This is a genomic window from Caulobacter sp. FWC2 (genome assembly GCF_002742625.1).
GTDB lineage: Bacteria > Pseudomonadota > Alphaproteobacteria > Caulobacterales > Caulobacteraceae > Caulobacter.
This window is the reverse complement of record NZ_PEBF01000002.1, coordinates 1-16554: the sequence shown is the minus strand read 5'-3', so window position 1 is coordinate 16554 and position 16554 is coordinate 1. Positions and strand designations below refer to the sequence as shown.

Annotated in this window: 17 protein-coding genes; 7 read left to right on the top strand and 10 right to left on the bottom strand. The window is 65.8% G+C overall.

Annotated features, from left to right (window positions below; translation table 11 throughout):
* Positions 1-864, top strand: coding sequence for an SDR family oxidoreductase (locus CSW62_RS24875; RefSeq protein ID WP_099582464.1), 864 nt, complete (start codon positions 1-3; stop codon positions 862-864).
* 73 nt (positions 865-937) lie between these two features.
* Here the strand turns inward: CSW62_RS24875 and CSW62_RS24870 are convergent, their stop codons facing one another.
* From CSW62_RS24870 to CSW62_RS24840, 7 genes are read right to left on the bottom strand one after another with little or no spacing between them, the layout of a single operon-like run.
* The gene (locus tag CSW62_RS24870; protein ID WP_099582463.1) at positions 938-1651 is read right to left on the bottom strand and encodes an SDR family oxidoreductase; all 714 of its coding nucleotides are present in this window, start codon (positions 1649-1651) and stop codon (positions 938-940) included.
* Entirely contained in the window at positions 1642-2469 is an 828-nt protein-coding gene (locus tag CSW62_RS24865; protein ID WP_062097830.1) for an SDR family NAD(P)-dependent oxidoreductase, read from the bottom strand. The genes CSW62_RS24870 and CSW62_RS24865 overlap by 10 nt, the downstream gene beginning before the upstream one ends.
* Positions 2470-2491: 22 nt before the next feature.
* Positions 2492-3304 (bottom strand): SDR family NAD(P)-dependent oxidoreductase, encoded by an 813-nt coding sequence (locus CSW62_RS24860; protein ID WP_062097832.1) that lies wholly within the window; start codon positions 3302-3304, stop codon positions 2492-2494.
* Positions 3304-4218 carry a VOC family protein gene (locus CSW62_RS24855; protein WP_099582462.1) on the bottom strand — a complete coding sequence of 305 codons (915 nt, stop codon included), beginning with the start codon at positions 4216-4218 and terminating at the stop codon, positions 3304-3306. The genes CSW62_RS24860 and CSW62_RS24855 overlap by 1 nt, the downstream gene beginning before the upstream one ends.
* A gap of 27 nt (positions 4219-4245) precedes the next feature.
* A complete protein-coding gene (locus CSW62_RS24850; protein ID WP_099582461.1) occupies positions 4246-5004 on the bottom strand; it encodes an SDR family NAD(P)-dependent oxidoreductase in 759 nt (252 codons plus the stop codon).
* A complete protein-coding gene (locus tag CSW62_RS24845) occupies positions 5001-6398 on the bottom strand; it encodes an MFS transporter (protein WP_099582460.1) in 1398 nt (465 codons plus the stop codon). The genes CSW62_RS24850 and CSW62_RS24845 overlap by 4 nt, the downstream gene beginning before the upstream one ends.
* Positions 6395-6613 carry a ferredoxin gene (locus CSW62_RS24840; RefSeq protein WP_062097838.1) on the bottom strand — a complete coding sequence of 73 codons (219 nt, stop codon included), beginning with the start codon at positions 6611-6613 and terminating at the stop codon, positions 6395-6397. Before CSW62_RS24840 ends, CSW62_RS24845 begins: the two co-directional genes overlap by 4 nt.
* Positions 6614-6762: 149 nt before the next feature.
* On the opposite strand from CSW62_RS24840, the gene CSW62_RS24835 reads away from it, so the two are divergent.
* From CSW62_RS24835 to CSW62_RS24825, 3 genes are all read left to right on the top strand, one after another.
* The gene (locus tag CSW62_RS24835) at positions 6763-8139 is read left to right on the top strand and encodes an aromatic ring-hydroxylating dioxygenase subunit alpha (protein WP_062097840.1); all 1377 of its coding nucleotides are present in this window, start codon (positions 6763-6765) and stop codon (positions 8137-8139) included.
* 31 nt (positions 8140-8170) lie between these two features.
* On the top strand, positions 8171-8749 hold the full coding sequence (locus tag CSW62_RS24830; RefSeq protein WP_099582459.1) for a 3-phenylpropionate/cinnamic acid dioxygenase subunit beta: 579 nt from the start codon (positions 8171-8173) through the stop codon (positions 8747-8749).
* Between the two features lie 83 nt (positions 8750-8832).
* On the top strand, positions 8833-9759 hold the full coding sequence (locus CSW62_RS24825; protein WP_062097844.1) for a zinc-binding dehydrogenase: 927 nt from the start codon (positions 8833-8835) through the stop codon (positions 9757-9759).
* A gap of 47 nt (positions 9760-9806) precedes the next feature.
* Here CSW62_RS24825 and CSW62_RS24820 read toward each other — a convergent pair whose 3' ends face one another.
* The gene (locus CSW62_RS24820; RefSeq protein ID WP_099582458.1) at positions 9807-10355 is read right to left on the bottom strand and encodes a glutathione peroxidase; all 549 of its coding nucleotides are present in this window, start codon (positions 10353-10355) and stop codon (positions 9807-9809) included.
* A 119-nt stretch (positions 10356-10474) separates the two neighbouring features.
* Here CSW62_RS24820 and CSW62_RS24815 point away from each other — a divergent pair, with 119 nt between their 5' ends.
* Both CSW62_RS24815 and CSW62_RS24810 read left to right on the top strand, forming a co-directional pair.
* Positions 10475-10873, top strand: a complete 399-nt coding sequence (locus CSW62_RS24815) for a limonene-1,2-epoxide hydrolase family protein (protein WP_099504304.1) — start codon at positions 10475-10477, stop codon at positions 10871-10873.
* Positions 10874-10978: 105 nt separating this feature from the next.
* Positions 10979-12259, top strand: a complete 1281-nt coding sequence (locus CSW62_RS24810; protein ID WP_099582457.1) for a cytochrome P450 — start codon at positions 10979-10981, stop codon at positions 12257-12259.
* A gap of 172 nt (positions 12260-12431) precedes the next feature.
* On the opposite strand, the gene CSW62_RS24805 is transcribed toward CSW62_RS24810, so the two are convergent.
* Positions 12432-14867, bottom strand: a complete 2436-nt coding sequence (locus CSW62_RS24805; protein ID WP_199170744.1) for a TonB-dependent receptor — start codon at positions 14865-14867, stop codon at positions 12432-12434.
* 258 nt (positions 14868-15125) lie between these two features.
* Between CSW62_RS24805 and CSW62_RS24800 the strand changes: the two genes are divergently transcribed.
* Positions 15126-15899: an SDR family NAD(P)-dependent oxidoreductase gene (locus CSW62_RS24800; RefSeq protein WP_099582599.1), complete on the top strand. Its 774-nt coding sequence runs from the start codon at positions 15126-15128 to the stop codon at positions 15897-15899.
* Here the strand turns inward: CSW62_RS24800 and CSW62_RS24795 are convergent.
* A complete protein-coding gene (locus CSW62_RS24795; protein WP_099582455.1) occupies positions 15896-16507 on the bottom strand; it encodes a fumarylacetoacetate hydrolase family protein in 612 nt (203 codons plus the stop codon). The two genes, CSW62_RS24800 and CSW62_RS24795, sit on opposite strands and share 4 nt — an antisense overlap.
* Positions 16508-16554: the final 47 nt, after the last annotated feature.

The following is a 16554-nucleotide window of genomic DNA, read 5'->3' as shown; positions in this document are numbered from 1 at the left end:
ATGCATATCGATCTGAGCGCCAAACGGGTGATTGTGACCGGCGCGAGCCGAGGAATCGGGCGGGCCACGGCCGCGGCCTTCGCCCGCGAAGGCGTGCGGCTGGCGATCTGCTCGCGCAACCCCGACACGCTGTCGGCCGTCGCTGAAGACATGCGCGTGCTTGGCGCCGCGGAGGTCATCGCAGTCGCGCTCGATGTGCGCAATACCGCCGCCGTTCGCGCCTTCGTCAATCAGGTCGCCGAAACCTGGGGCGGCGTCGACGTGCTGGTCAACAACGCCGGCCAGGGCAAGGGCGGCAGCCTCGAAACCTTGGAGCCCGAGGATATCCTCGACCACGCCAACAACATCCAGATCGCCCATTTCCGGTTCGTCCAGGCGGTCGTGCCTCACATGCGCGCGCAACAGTGGGGGCGGATCATCAACATCAACGCCCTGGCCGGGGCCCTGCCGACGCCGGACGGCATTCCCTCGGTGACCAACCGCGCCGCGGGGATCGCCCTGGCCAAGCTCTTGGGCCAGCAGCTGGCCAAGGACAACATCCTGGTCAACAGCCTGAACATGGGTTGGATCGATACGGGCCAGTGGGATCGCCACTACAAGGAGATGCCCCCGTCCATCTCGCGCGAGGAGTTCCTCGAAATGGTGGTCAAGGTCGTGCCCCTCGGTCGGTTCGGCCGTCCCGAGGAGGTGGCCAATGTCTGCCTGTTCTTGGCCAGCGACCTTGCGACCTTCCTGAGCGCGGCCTCGATCGATGTCTCGGGCGGCCTACAGGGCGCGATCGCCTACTATCCCACCCTCAAGCGCGAAATGCAGGAAATGGGGCTGGAGCGTCAGGCCACTCTCGAAGCGGCCTCCGCCGCCTAGGGCCCCACCGCGCCGGGTCGTCATCCCCGCACCGCCGCGGGGATGACGCATCGCGGCCTTGGAGAGGCCCGGCTTAGTGGGCTTCGCTTTGCGGATAGATCGCCAGGCGCGCGATGGTCGCGTGGTCGGGCTGCTCAAGCATGAACCGGATGGCCCGAGCGATATCTTCGGGATCGAGCGCGACCGGATCTTCAATCTTCGCCGCCGCCATCATCCTGTCGAACATCTCGCTTGAGGTCGAACCCGGCGCGATCGATCCGACCTTGACGCCAGCGCCGGCCAGTTCGATCCGCAGCGATTGGGTGAAGGCCTCGAGCGCATGCTTGAGCCCCCCATAGACGCCGCCCGCCCGGGAGATCAGGTAGGCGCTGATGCTCGACACGTTGATGATCGCGCCAGACGACTGACCGCGAAACTCTCGAGCGAACACGTAGGACGAGCGCACCACGGCCTCGAAGTTAACCCGGATCATGTAGCTGACGGCGTCGAGATCGATGGTGTCCATCGTTCCGACGGCCATGACCCCGGCATTGTTGATCACCACGTCGGCGCGCCCAAATCGCGCCTTGGCCAACGCCAGAAGTTGCTCTGGAACATCGGGCTCGGCGATATCCGCCGCCAGCAAGGCGCTGGGGCCCGGCAAGGTCGCGGCCAGCGCCTCGAGCTTCTCCAGCCGGCGGCTCGTCAGCACCAGATTGCACCCGGCGTTGCTCAGATCGAGCGCCGTCGCCGCGCCAATGCCGGCGGAGGCCCCGGTCAGGACGACGGTTTTTCCCTTCAACTCCATTGGCCGGGCGCCTTTCTCATGCCTTCGATAGTGGGCCGCATGTCGGCCACGCTGGGCAGGTGCGCGGTGAACCCGCCGTCGACGGAGAGGATCTGGCCGGTGACGTAGGAGCTGAGGTCGGACGCCAGGAACACCACCATGTTGGCGATGTCGCGCGGGGTCCCCAGGCGCGGCACCAGGCAATGGCTCAGGAAGATGTTCTGGATGTGCGCGGGCAGCCGTTGCTCCATGCCCGGCTGGATAATCAGACCTGCGGCGATGGCGTTGACCCGCACGCCCTTGGGGCTATATGCGGTCGCCAGGTGACGGGTCAGGGCGTTCACCGCGGCCTTGCCCGCCGCATAGGCGAAATTGCTGACGTCGCCCGAAAGGGACTGGCCCGACGAGATGTTGACAATCGATCCGCCGCCCCGCGCCAGCATCGACGGGATGGCGTGCTTGCAAAACAGCATCGGCGCGCGGGCGTTGATCGACTGGACCTGATCCCAAAGCTCGACGGGCATCTCAGGGATGTCCAGGTCGCGGGATGAAAAGCCCGTCGCGCCGGCGTTGTTGTCGAGGATGTCGACGCCGCCGAAGGTCGCGACGGCGAACTCGACCACCGCCCGGATGTCGTCCTCGTCGGTGATGTCCCCGACCTTGCAGGCCACCTCGTGACCTTGCGCCTGCAAGCGATCGGTGACCGCTGAAAGCTCCGGAGCCCGAAGGTCGGTCAGCACGACCCGCGCGCCCTTTTCGGCCAGCGCCAGCGCCGTCTCCGAGCCGATAGAGCCGGCCGCGCCGGTGACCAGCGCCACCTTGCCGTCCAGTAAACCCATCTGTGTCTCCCCTTGGACGGCTCTAGCCGCCTTGTTGTTCCATCTCCGCGACGTTCGGCGGTCGCGACTGGTAGCCTGGCATGTGCAGACCGCCATCGACGTTGATCAGTTCGCCGGTCACGAAGCGCGACATCTCCGAGGCCAGGAACACCGCGACGGGCGCGATATCCTCTTCAGGGTCGCCGTTGCGCAGCAGAGGCTTGCGCGAGGCCGCCATCTCGGCGAAGCCCGGCATGGCCTCGGCCATGCGGTGAAAGACCGTGCCCATCGCCGCCGGCGACAGCAGGTTGACCCGGATGTTGAACCGCCCCCACTCGTGGGCGGCGCTGCGCGTGAGGCCGCGGAGCGCCGATTTGGTGATGTTGTAGTCGGCGTTCAGCCAGGCGGCTGTCTCCACGTCGATCGAATAGAAGTTGATGATCGAGCCGCCGCCGCGGGCGGCCATGTGGGGCCGCGCGGCTTGCATGGCCCACCACCCCGCCCAGAGCCCCGAATGCAGGGTGCTGTCCAGCATCTCGTCGGTCTTCTGCTCGAGCAGGACCTTGGGGCTGAGGGTGAAGGCGTTGTTGACGAGGATGTCGAGGCCGCCGAACAGATCGACCGCCTTCTGCACCGCGCCCTGGATCTGGTCCTTGACGCGCACATCGGCCTTAATCACTTCGGCCCGCCCGCCCAGCTCCTCGGTCAGCTCCGCCTTGATGGTCGCGCAATAGTCCTCGTTGAATTCGGCGACCAGGACGGTCGCGCCTTCCCGGATGAAACGGCGGGCGATGCCGCGGCCGATGCCGCCGCCGCCGCCCGTGACCAAGGCGACCTTGCCGTCGAGCAGCCCCATCAGCGCAGCTCCTCGGGCGTGCGGATGGTCGTGCCGAGGATGGGCCCGACCAGCTGGTGCCCCCAGTAGCTCAGGCGCTCGGCGTTCAGTTCGAAGGGATCGCCGGGCCAGGGGTGGGTTTCGGCGATCACTTCGACGGCGAAGCCCGAAGGGCTGAAGTGGTAGAAGGAGAAATGCGGGTCCTGGGTGTGTTGCCCCAGGGTCATCTGCACTTGGATCTGGCGCTTGTTGACGATGTCCCAGGTTTCGCCGACATCACGAAGATCGCCGGTCAACAGGCCGATGTGCTGGATGCCCATCCGACCGGGGGCGTGGCCATAGCCGATGTCGTGGCTGGTCAGGTTGTTGAGCCCGGCGCGATAGAACCCGGTCCGGCCCTTGCCCGCGCCCGATCCATACCATTGGAAGCCCATGATATTGATCAGGAAGTCGTCCAGCTCCGGGCCATATTCCGGGGTCATCACCACGACATGGCCAAAGCCCCGGCCGTAGGTGTTGAAGCCGCCATGGCGACGGCCCGGCACAAACGAGCCAGGCTCGCCCTTCTGGCCGTAGAACAGCTCGTACTGATAGCCCACGGGATCCTTGAATCGGACCACATCGCGCACCCCGCGGCGAACCTTGAGGTCATCGCCGCCCTGCTCCAAGGCGATGCCCGCGTCCTGGAGCTTCTTGACGGCCTTTTCGAACGCGATCCGGTTGACGCATTCCCAGCCGATATAGGCCAGCTTGTCGATCGGCCCAGGCTGGAAGGCGAAACGATAGCGCCGATCGTCCATCTTCAGATAGAGCGCGTCCGGCTCGTCCTCCGGCGAGGGCGCGATGGCCAGACCCAGGACTTCGGGTCCGTAGCTGCGCCAGGCCTCGATGTTGGGGCTTTCAAAGCCCAGATAGCCGATACCCCGGATATCCATGGTCCAGTTCCTCGTCTTGTCGCTTGGCTAACAGGCGGTCGTGCCGCCATCGATGATGATGTCCGCACCGGTGATGAAGGCCGCTTCGTCGGTGGCCAGGAAGGCGGCCATGCCGACGATATCCTCCGGCTCGCCTGGACGGCCGAGCGGAATATTGGCGGTCAGCTGGGCGCGGACGGTGGGGTTTTCGACAAAGGCGCGCGTTCCCGGCGTGACGACGAAGCCGGGGCTGATGCTGTTGGCGCGGATGCCGACCGCGGCGCCCTCCAGCGCCATCTGCCGGGTCATCGCCACCACACCGCCCTTGGTGGCGTTGTGGGCGATGGTTCCGTTGCCGCGCGAGCCCTGCCATCCCGCCGTGGACGCCACATTGATAATCACCCCGCCGTGCTTGGCCAGATGGGGCCAGGCGAACTTCGTCGTCAGGAAGACGAGGTCGAGCTCGTTTCGCAGGGTGTAGCGCCAGTCCTCGATCGAAAGCTCGGCGATCGAGCCGAACTTCGCGGCCGAGGCGTTGTTGTAGAGAATGTCGATCTTGCCGTAGTCGGCGACGGCCTGGTCGATCCAGGCCCGCGCGCCGTCAGGGTCGCCAAGATCGCAGGCCATGGTGGTCATGCGCCCTCCCGTCTGGGCGACCAGCCGCGCGGTCTCGGCGTCGGCCTCGGCGTTGACGTCGCATCCGGCGACCACCGCGCCCTCCGCGACGAACCGAAGCGCGGCGGCCCGGCCCTGGCCGCCCCCCGTGCCTGAGATGAGCGCGACGCGCCCTTCCAGTCGACGCGTCATGCCGGTCCTCCGCTCGCCGCATCACGCGCGTCCAGCTCGAGGCGGATGGCCGCATGCTTTTCGCGCGTCAGCGGATAGGTGAAGGCCAGCCAGGCTCCCAGGAGAAACAGCGCCGCCGAAGGACCCGCGAACACCATTTCCAAGCCGGAGATGGCTTGTGGGGTGTTCGCGCCCAGAAGCGCGGGCTTGTAGCCGACCAGAGCCAGGGCGGCGAAGGCCAGGCCGACCGCCAGGGCGCCGCCCAACTTCCAGCTGCTGATCAACAGCGCATAGAGCACGGCGGTTTGATCCGAGCCGGATTCGAGCCGCAGTTCGTCGCCCGCATCGGCCATCATCGCGCGTGGCAGCAGGTTGAAGGCGCCGAACGACAGCCCCCAGCCCATCATGCCCACCGCCATCGCCGGCAGATTGTGGTCAGGCAGGAAGATGAACGCCACGCTGACGATGGCGGCCAGAAGGCCCGATATTCCAAGCACGAAATGCTTGTCGAGCCGCCGCGCCAGCCAGGCTACGGCGGGTACGGTGATCATGGCCGTGACCACCTGGGCGATCAGAACGACGCCGACGGCGCTGCGCTCCAGCCCCTTGGCGGCGGTCACGAAGAACACCAGCATCGCCGAGGCGGTGCCAAACCCAAGGCCAAACAGAAGGTCGATGGCGGCGATCCTGAAGACGGCTTTGCGGCCGACCACGGCCAGATAGGCTTTGATCCCGACGATATGCCTTTGGGTGACGAGCGTGGTCTCCGGGACGCGCCAGGCGGCCAAAGCCACCGCCGGCGCGGTCAGGACGATGATGATCCACCCCATGAGCTGGGTGGGCGGCAAGCCGGTCCCGCCAAGCTTGGCCGAGATGATGGGAAAACCCATCACGGTCAGAATGCCCAGCAGAGAGGCGAACTGAAGCCAGGCATAGACCCGCGAGCGCTCGTCGTAGCCAGCCGCCAGGCCGGAGGCGAGCGCCAGTTGCGCCAGCGACAGGACAGACCACCCCAAGAAACTGGCCGTCAGGGTCACCAGCAGATAGACGGGTCCCACGCCTGGCTTGGCCATGAACAACAGATAGACGGCCAACATGAGCGCCGGCGCGCCCAGGACCAGCCATGGGCGATAGCGGCCCCAGCGGGTGTGGGTTCGATCCATCGCCGCGCCGAGCAGCGGGTCAACGACGATGTCGAACACGCGCACGCTGGTGAAGATCAGGCCGATCAACGCCAGCGGCAGGCCCAGAACCGTCGCATAGTGTTCCGGAATCATGACGACGAGCGGCAGCGACAGCGCCGTTAGCGGCACGCCCAACAAGGACAGCGACAATAGCCCGGGCAGCCTGGGCCGGCCGGACGCGCGGGCTGGGGCGGCGACCGCGCTGCTCGCGGCGTCTGGGACGGCCGTCATCCCTCAACGGCTTCCACGACGATGGCGCCTTGGGGGCAGGACTCTGCGCCTTCGATCGCCCGTTCCAACAGCTCGGCGGGCACGATGTCGGTGGTCACAACCACAAGCCCCCCCTCGAGCTGATAGATCTCGGGGCAGATCTCCACGCAGGTGCCATAGCCGCAGCAGGCGCTTCGGTCCGCCCTGACGCGATGCGGGGTCGCTTCTGAACTCATAACCTTCCTCCGTGCCGGGCGCCCCTTTGGGGCTTCTCCGGAGGGCCAGCGGCCCGTCGTTCCTCACTGAATCGAACAGTTGCATTTTCTATACAGAAATGCCACCTCTGTTCAAAATTATATGGCGCCTAGCGCTGCGGAGGACACCCATGCTGGACCGGACACGGACGACGCTTTCCGACGGGACGACGATCGACGACTTGATCAACGTGCAGACGCGCGAGGTCCAACTTCGGGCGATCTCGGACCCGGAACTCTACGACATCGAGATGCGCAAGGTGTTCGGGAAGACCTGGCTGTTGCTGGGCCATGAGAGCGAGATCCCGAACTCGGGCGACTTCATCACGCGACTGATGGGCTCGGACCCGGTGCTGATCACGCGTCAGAAGGACGGCTCGATCCGGGTTATGCTCAACGTGTGCCCGCACCGGGGCATGCGCGTGTGCACCAGCGACGCGGGCAACGCCAAGGTTCACACCTGCATCTATCACGGCTGGGCGTTCAAGAACGACGGCGACTTCATTGGCGCGCCCGTCGCCGCCGAGCAGATGCACGGCACGATTCTGCCCAAGGAAAAGCTCGGCCTGACCCAGGCGCGCACCCACCTCTACGGGGGCCTGATCTTCGCGACCTGGAATCTCGACGGCCCCTCGTTCGACGAGTTCCTCGGCGAGATGAAGTGGTACTACGACATGCTGTTCCAGCGCACGGATCGGGGCCTGGAAGTTCTCGGCCCTCCGCAGCGCTTCACGATTAAAGCCAACTGGAAGACCGCCTGCGAACAGTCGGCCGCCGACGGCTTCCACACCCTGACGCTGCACCGTTGGCTTGGCGAGTTCGCCAAGTTCGGCGATGGCGACCTGACCACCTCGATGTACGGCACCGAAGTCAGTTCGCTCCAGGGCCATGCGCTGCGGTGCATGCCCGCCGCCAACAAGTTCAAGCAGGCCGCCGGCTTCCGCGACGGGAACCTGACGCTCGAGGAGAAGCTGGCGATCGTGCCGCCGCCCGGCATCACCAAGGAAATGCTGCCCCAGCTGATCCGCAACCTGACGCCTGAACAGCTGGGCCTGCTGGTCGACAGTCCGCCGCAGGTCGGCGGGATGTTCCCCAACGTCCTGATCGCCTTCATCTATGTGCCTCAGCCCGATGGCGAGATCATCGGCCTGACCTCCCTGCACACCTATATTCCTAAGGGGCCGGACGAGCTGGAGTTCTGCAACTTCATCCTGGCCGAGAAGGACGCCCCCGAAGAGCACAAGCAAAAGGCCCTGCAATTCGCGGTCCGGATGCTGGGCACCTCGGGCATGGTCGAGCAGGACGACTCCGACACCTGGCCCCACATCACCCAAACGGCCAAAGGCGCGGCCGCGCGCAACATCACGATGAAGTATCAGGCCGTCTGCACCACGCCTCCGCGGGCCGACTGGCCCGGCCCGGCCCTGGTCTACGAAGGCTTCACCAAGGACGACACCCAGTGGAACTGGTGGCTGGCCTACCGCGACCTGATGAACAGCTCGCTCTGATCATCGCCGCCATCATCAGGACCTGACCGCCATGACCATCGACGTCACCGCTACCGCCGACACCGCCGTCGCGCCGGACGCTTTCCGAGCCAATCGCGTGCCCGTGGGCTCGCCCGCCTATAATCAAATCGCCGAGTTTCTCTATGAGGAGGCCTGGCTGCTCGACGAGATCCGGCTCGCCGAATGGGTCGAGCGCCTCGACACCGATCTGCGTTACACCTGCCCGGTGCGCCAAACCCGGCCCCTGAGCCAGAACGCGGCCTCCATCGTCCGGACCGTGATGCACTTCGACGAAACCTACGCCTCGATCCGAGGCCGGGTCGGACGCATCACCGACACCCGCAGCGCCTGGGCCGAGGATCCGCCGTCTCGCACGCGACGTCTGATCACCAACATTCTGGTCGAATCGACGGACAATCCCGACGAGTTCGAGGTGAAGAGCTATCTGCTCTGCAGCCGCAGCCGCTTCGAGGAAACCAATCTGCTGTTCCTCAGCTGCGTCCGCCACGATCTGCTGCGACGCCATGGCGCCAGCTTCAAGTTGGCGCGGCGGGAAATCATCGTCGACCAGACGGTGCTGGGCTTCCCGAACCTCGCCATCTTTCTCTGAGCTGACACAGCTCTGATCGGCGGCGGTCTGGCTCACCAGACCGTCGCCGATCTTGGTTCCAAGACCAATCCAGGATTTGCCACATGCGCGCCGCCGTCATCTCCGGCAACGGAGTCGCTCCGGTCCTTCAGGATTTTCCCGAACCGACGGCGCGGGTGGGATCGGTCCTTATCGATGTCGACACCGCCGGGCTCGGAGGCTGGGACGTCCTGGGCGCCTATCGTCTCGGCGTTGAATATCCTTGCGTCATCCGCGGCGAGGGCGTTGGCCGCGCCGAGGATGGACGGCGGGTCTATTTCGGCGAACGCTCGATCGCGCCGTGGGGGGCCTGGGCGGAAAAGACCCTGGTTCCGGCGGCGGAGGTCTGGGATGTTCCCGACGACATCGACGATCGCACCGCCATCACCATGGGCATCGCCGGCACCGGGATTCTGGTGCCGTTGGAAGCGGCTAACATCCAGCCCGGGGAGAGCGTACTGATCCTCGGCGCCACGGGCGTCCTGGGACAGATCGGCCTGCAGTTGGCCCGAAGCCTCGGGGCGGGTCGCATCGTGGCCGCAGCCCGCAACCCAGCCGCCCTGGATCGGCTCGTCGAACGCGGCCTGGCCGACGCCGGCGTCGCCCTGGGCGGTGAGAACGACACCGAAGCGCTCAAGGCCGCCAGCGGCGGGGACGGCTTCGACATCGTGCTCGATCTTGTGTTCGGCAAGCCGTTCTTGTCGGCGGTCAAGGCCACCAAGTGGGGCGCGCGGCTGATCACCATCGGCACGGGCGCGGGCCGGGTGGTCGAACTCAACATCGGCGACCTGCTGTTTCGCACCCTCACCTGCATCGGCACCGGACAACGCCCGCCCGCCGATCGCGAAGCGATCTGGCGGCGGCTGCTGGCGATGCAGAAGGCTCAGAAGCTGATCATCGACTACGTCGACTATGACTTCGCCGACGCCGCGGCGGCCTGGGCCGCCCAGGTGTCAGGCCCCCACGCTAAGATCACCGCGAAGGTGCGCTAGGCGCCATGGCGAAGGGCCCTCCCCCCCTTCGCCATGGGCGGCGGACCTCAGTCCGCCGACAGCGCCTTGTCCACCGCGGTGACCAGACGCGGGTCGGCCGCGTCGATATCCGGCGCGAACCGGTCGATGACCTGGCCATCACGACCGACCAGGAATTTTTCGAAATTCCAGACCACCTCGCCCGGACCGCCCGTGGCGATACCATAGCCTTTCAGCCGCGCGCGCATCGGCCCATCGCCGGTCGCCTCCGGCTTCAAGGCCGTCAGCCCCGCGTACAGCGGATGGATGTCGTCGCCCTTGACGCTGATCTTGGCGTAGAGCGGAAAGGTGACGTCGTAGCTGGTCTTGCAGAAGCTGGCGATTTCGTCGTCGGCGCCCGGTTCCTGGCCGTTGAAGTTGTTGGCCGGGAACGCCAGCACCTCCAGGCCCTCGGCCTGCTTGGCGCGATAAAGCGCCTCGAGCCCCTCGTATTGCGGCGTCAATCCGCATTTGGAAGCGACATTGACGATCAGCAGAACCTTACCGGCGTGGTTGGCCAGCGTGTCCGGTTCGCCGCCGATGCGGGTCAAAGGGATGGCGGTGATCGCGTCGGTCATGGGGACTCCATTGATTGCCTGCGGCGCTTGCCGCCGTCAGCGCGCAGCCTAGCAAAGCGCCATCGGCATCGCGCGTCGAAATTAAATTCCGCCATCAGAATTCTTAAGGAACGCGCCCGATGAGCCGTGCGCCGATCGATATTATCCGGACCTTTCTGGACGCCTGGTCCGAGGGGCCCGAGCGGCTCGAGCAGGCGATCCGCGATCTTTTTCGGGCCGACACGGAATGGACCAATATGGGCCTGTCGCGCACGGTCGGCGCCGACGAGGCGCTGGCGCTGGGCGCGCAGTTCGAGGCCAGCATGGGCTATGCGACAATCATCGTGGAAACACTGCATATCGCCGCGACGGGCAATGTCGTCCTGACCGAGCGCGTTGATCGCCTCCTGGCCGCCGACGGGCGCGAGATCGGCGCCTTCTCGATCGCGGGCGTTTTCGAGTTGGACGACGACGGCCGGCTCGTTCGATGGCGAGACTACACCGACCCGGGCGCCGTCAGCGCGATCCACGGACACTGAAGGACCCAAAGCCAAATTCCCATGGACTTCTCTTCTAGAATACTATTCTGCATTTGAAATAATCTGAGTCCGCACAGCGGGCCGAACTTCCGGGAAGGAACACCGATGAGCACCGCCCAGATGGCTCCCAACAAGGATCTTGCCGACGGCTTCGCCCAGGTCGGCGCCCTGTTCGCGGGCAACGACAAGAACCTCGAGGCGATCTATCGCCACCATCGAAACAACCTGCCCGTGATGGAGGGCGACATCTGCGCCGAGCTGGGCGCGGCCTCCTTCGCGGGCCAAACGGGCCGGCCGATCTATACGATCTTCAAGCACGCCGACGTGATGAAGGTGTTGCGCGACACCAAGACCTTCACGAGCGGGATCCTGATGGAGACGGGCCTGGGTCCGTTCCTCGACGGGCTGATGATCACGGGGCTGGACGGCGATGAGCACCGGCAGCTACGCGGCATCTTGCAACCCTCGTTCACGCCCGCGGTCATGGAAGAATGGCGCGAGACCTATATCCGCCCCCTAATCAAGCGCTCGTTCGTTGAGCCGCTCGTGCCGCTGGGCAAGGCCGAGCTGATCGGCAGCGTCGGCGTGATGTTCCCCATTCACGTGGTCTACGCTGTCCTGGGCTTCCAGGACGACGATCCCGCTGCGCTCGAAGCCTTCGCCACCAAGGCGCTGAAAGTGCTGGGCGGCATGGCCAACGACCCGGAGGCCAAACGCGCGGCGTTCCAGGCCTTCCAGGAGCTCTATGACCCGACCCTGGCCGCCGTCCAGGCCCGCCGGGCTTCCGGCGCCGAGGGCGCGGACCTGATCAGCCGCCTGATCCGGGCCGAGTTCGAGGGTCGAACCCTGAACGATCATCAGATCACCAATTTCGTGCGGATGATGCTGCCCGCCGCGTCGGAGACCACCTCCAGGACCTTCGCGATCATGATGACCCACCTCTTCGACCACCCCGAGGTGCTCGAGCGCCTGCGGGCGGATCGGACCTTGATGCGGAAGGTCTTGGACGAGAGCGTCCGCCACGACGCGGTCGCCACGTTCAAGGTCCGCGAGTGCCAGACCGAGGTCACGCTGCAGGACGTGACCATCCCCAAGGGCGCGATCATTTCGGCCTGCGTCGCCTCGGCCAACCGCGACGAGGCCGTGTTTGACAATCCCGACGCGTTCGACATCGACCGCAAGCAGATGGCGGCCTTCGGGTTTGGTTTTGGCGCCCACATGTGCGTCGGGATGTGGCTGGCCAAGGTGGAGATCGAGGAGGCGGTCGGTCTCCTTCTAGACATGCTGCCCAATCTGCGTCTGGACCCGGCCCACCCCCGGCCGGAGGTGCGAGGCGTCTCCTTGCGCGGCCCGGACGCGGTCCATGTGGTGTGGGACGCCCCGTAGGCGCTCGCACCCCATTTCCCGCTGCGCCGCGGCGCGAAGCGCAGGGCCCCCATCGCGCGATGGGGGCCCTTTTGGCGTCGGCGAAACTCTTTTCGGCCGAACATTGCTTATGAAAAAAGCCGCCGACCGTTAAGCGGTCGACGGCCAGTCAGCCCCGAGCGGAACTGCGGGATTAGAAACGCTTGGTGAGGGAGGCTCCGTAGGTTCGCGGCTCGCCGATGAAGTCCGTCGCAAAGCCAAGACCCGCGGCATAGACGTCGGCGAACTGGCGGACGTTGTATTCCTTCTTGGTCAGGTTCTTCCCGTAGATGGCCAGTTCGATGTTGTGAGCGTCGAATTCGACGGTAAAGCGGGCGTTCAGCAGACCATAGCCTGGCGTGCGGGTCAGGACGTTCGCCGTCGCATAGATGCCCTGGGTCGTGGCCGATTGCTGGGCGGCCGGCGTGACCGGATTATAGAACTGCTTGCCCAGATAGGCGTAGTCGGCGTGCAGCGACACGCGCCCGAACGAGGTGGGCAGGGTCTGGGTGGCGCCCAGGTTGAATTGAACCTTGGGAAGCTGCGGCAATTCCTCGCCGCTCCGGTCCACCGGGCAGATCGACGAGGCGCCCGCGGCCTTGCAGCCCGTCAAGGACGCGCCCGGCACGGACTGCTGCTCGATGAACGATCCGCTCTTATACTTGCCGTTCATCAGGCTGAGGCTGCTGGTCAGCTCCATGCCCGTCCAAGGACGGTAGGCGCCTTCCAGCTCCACGCCATAGACCCGGGCGTCGCCGGCGTTGACGATGAATTGGGTGCTGGCCCCAGCCGGCGTCAGCGCCGCGGCGTTGCGCTGAACGTCCGACTGCCAGGAGTGGAAGACGGCGATGTTCGTGCGCAGGCGGTTTTCCAACCATGTGGCCTTTAGGCCCGCTTCGACGTCCCGCGTGGTCTCGGGCCGGAAGGCCGGAAGGCCGCCGGCGCGCGTGTTCCAGCCGCCAGACTTGGACGCCCGCCGCGTCTGCACATAGGCGAACACATCGTCATTGACCTGCCAGTCGATGCCGAATGTCCAAGCGGGATAGTCGAAGCTGGTCTTCTGGGTCTGGGCGCATACGCCCGCGACATCCGGGTTGGGCAGGTTGCACGTCGTGGCGACGCCCCAAGTGGAATAATTATACAGCTTGGTGTCGCGATCGTCCCAGGTCCAGCGAAGCCCGCCCGCGAGCCGGACGGCCTCGGTCAGCTGATAGTAGCCCTGACCGAAGACGCCGACCGAGCGATTGTGCACGTCGGCGAGGTTTTGCCCGGCCAGGCCGGCATAGGGACGGGTGGTGGCCGAATACGGCAGGAAGCCGAAGTTCTGCGACCGGCTGAATTCCTGGCCCTTCTCATCGGAGAAATAGCCGCCCGCGATGTAGGTGAACTTCTCGCCGACGCCCCCGTTGATCTGGAGTTCCTGCGACCATTGCTTGGAGCTGTAGCCGGCCCAGGTCGTCAGGATCGGGGCGGGCGTGCCGTCAGTGTCGACGACGCCGTCGGTATCGCTGAAGCGATAGCCAGTGATCGACTTCAGGGTCACGCCGCCCAGGTCCACCGAACCGTTGAGGCCAAAGCCATAGGCCTCCAGGCGATTGCCCAGCGGCATCGAGTACATGGCCCGGACATTGGCCGGCAGGCTGGCGAAGTTGGGATTGCTCGTCGGGACGAAGAAGCCCGTCGCGTAACTGTCGTAGAAGCCGCGATTGTGCAGGGAGGCGTTCAAGGTCGAAGCCAGACCGAACGGCCCGAACGAGCCGGTGGGCCCAAACAGCTCCGGCGCATAGGCATGCAGGGCGGTGAACTGGCCGTTGTCCTTGATCTTATTATAGTCGCCCGACAGGATCAGGCGAACCGAACCGTCTTCGTATTTGAGCTTGGCGCGAACGAAATCGCTGTCCTGGGCCCAGATGTCGCGGCCCAGCGGAATGTCCTGGCCGTACCCGTCGCGGCTCTTGGTGTTGGCGACCAGTCGGCCGGAGATCTTGTCGGTCAGGCCGCCATTAAGCACGAGGCTGGCGCCGTACTGACCGTAGTTGCCCGCTTCGATCTTCACCAGGCCGCTGTATTGACTGGTCGGGTCAGCGGACAGGATGTTGACCGCGCCGCCGATGGTGTTGCGGCCAAACAGCGTCCCCTGCGGCCCGCGCAGGACTTCGACGCGCTGCAGGTCGAGCAGGTCGGTGAGCCCTTGGGAGGGCCGCGGAATGTAGACGCCATCGACATAGATGGCGACGGCCGGGTCGTTGGAGACCAGGGCCTGCAGGTTGCCTTGGCCGCGCATAGCCACGAAGGCGAAACCCGACGCGGAAGGCGCGCCGGTGGCGATCGAGAGGCTGGGCGTTGTGCGTTGGAGATCGGTGACGTCGGCCACCTGGGCGCGCTCCAGCGCGGCGGCCCCGATCGCGGTGACCGCGACCGGCGTGCTCTGGAGATTTTCCTCCTGCCGGCGGGCGGTGACGACGACTTCTTCCAGCTGGTCCGACTGGGGCGAGGCTTGAGGCGCGGCGCTCTGGGCGAACGCAGGCGCCGTCAGCGCCGTGCAGGCCAGCAGGCCCAGCGCGCTTCCGCGCCACAGAAATTTGGACACAGGTTGATTGGTCCTGAATGGCATCGAAACCTCCCCTCGGGGGTCTAGCGCCCGCATTTTTATGGCCGCCAGCGAGCGCCATATTTACAGTCAAACTAAACAGAATTGGAAATCTGTCGCAAGAATAAAAATCTGAGATAAGAAGATCATTCCAAAACGCGACGATCAGTCGCGCGCTCGCCACATGGGCGGCCAAGCCTCATCAAGCGCCCATCAAAGCCCCCACCTCCCCGCATACGGATGACAGACGAGACCGGCATGACAGACACAGCCACCCTTTCGGGAAAGAAGATCATCGTCACGGGCGCGGCGCGCGGCATCGGGGCCAGCGCCGCCAGGGCGTTGACCGCGGCCGGCGCGAGAGTCTGCGGTCTGGATGTTTCGGTCGCCGCGGCCGGCGCGCCTGAGGTCAGGGACGCTGGGCGGCTGACCTTCGATCTGTGTGACGTGTCCTCGCGCACCTCGGCGACGGCGGCCATCAATCGGGCCGTCGAAGAGATGGGCGGCCTTGATGTCCTGATCCACGTCGCGGGGGTCCAGCGCTACACGCCCGCGGAGGCGATCACCGACGAGGAGTGGGACCTGGTGGTTGGTGTCAACGCCAAGGGCACGATGATCGCCAACCAAGCCGCCTTCCCCCACCTCAAGGCGCGCGGCGGCCGTATCGTCAATTTCGCGTCCGCGGCCGGCGCCATGGGCCTGCGCGGCTGCGCACACTACGCCGCGTCGAAGGGCGCGGTCCTGGCCTGGACGCGCACGATCGCCCAGGAGTGGGGACGCTACGGCGTCTCGGTCAACGCGGTCGCGCCCGGCATGTGGACGCCGATGTACGACACGACCCGCGCGGGCATGTCGCCCGAGCAGCTCGAGGCCCACGACCGGGGCATGGCCATGATGATCCCGCTGGGCGGTCGGCTCGGCGACCCGGACGCGGACATGGCGCCGGTGCTGGTCTTCCTGGCCAGCGACGCCTCGCGCTTCATCACCGGCCAGACCCTGGCGGTGGATGGCGGTCTGATGATGGTGCGCTAGCTTTGGTCGCCCGCCCCTGCCCGGGGCGCGTCCACGATCGGATTGACCAGCGTCCCGACGCCCTCGATCTCCACGCGCACCACGTCGCCCGGCGTTAACCACTGGGGGCTGGCCGCCGCCGCCGCGCAGCCGGAAGGCGTTCCGGTGGCGATCAAGTCGCCGGGATAGAGCGTGAAGATCGTCGACATCAGGTGAACCAGGTGCGCGACGTCCCAATGCATTTCGGCGATGTCGGCGCTCTGCCGCAGCTCGCCGTTGACGTGGGTGGTGAGCCGCAAGCCCTTGCAGCCTGGCGGCAACTCGTCAGCGGTGACGATCTCGGGACCGAGCCCGCCGGTGTTGAGGAAGTTCTTACCGGCGGTGACCGCCGAAGGGATGTAGTTGTAGGCGCGGACGCTGCCGTCGTTGTGGCAGGCATAGCCGGCGACGTGCTCGAGCGCGCTTTCGCGCGGGATCATCCACCCGCCCCGGCCAATGACAACCATCAGTTCGCCCTCGTAGTCGAGGGTGTCGGAGACTTCCGGCCGCCAGATAGGCCGGTTGTGGGCGACCATGGAATCGGGCGCGCGCAGGAACATGCCTGGAAACGTCGACGCCTCGGCGTTCATTTCGGGCGACGTGCTTCATGTAGGTCTTGCCCAGGCCGATGATCTTG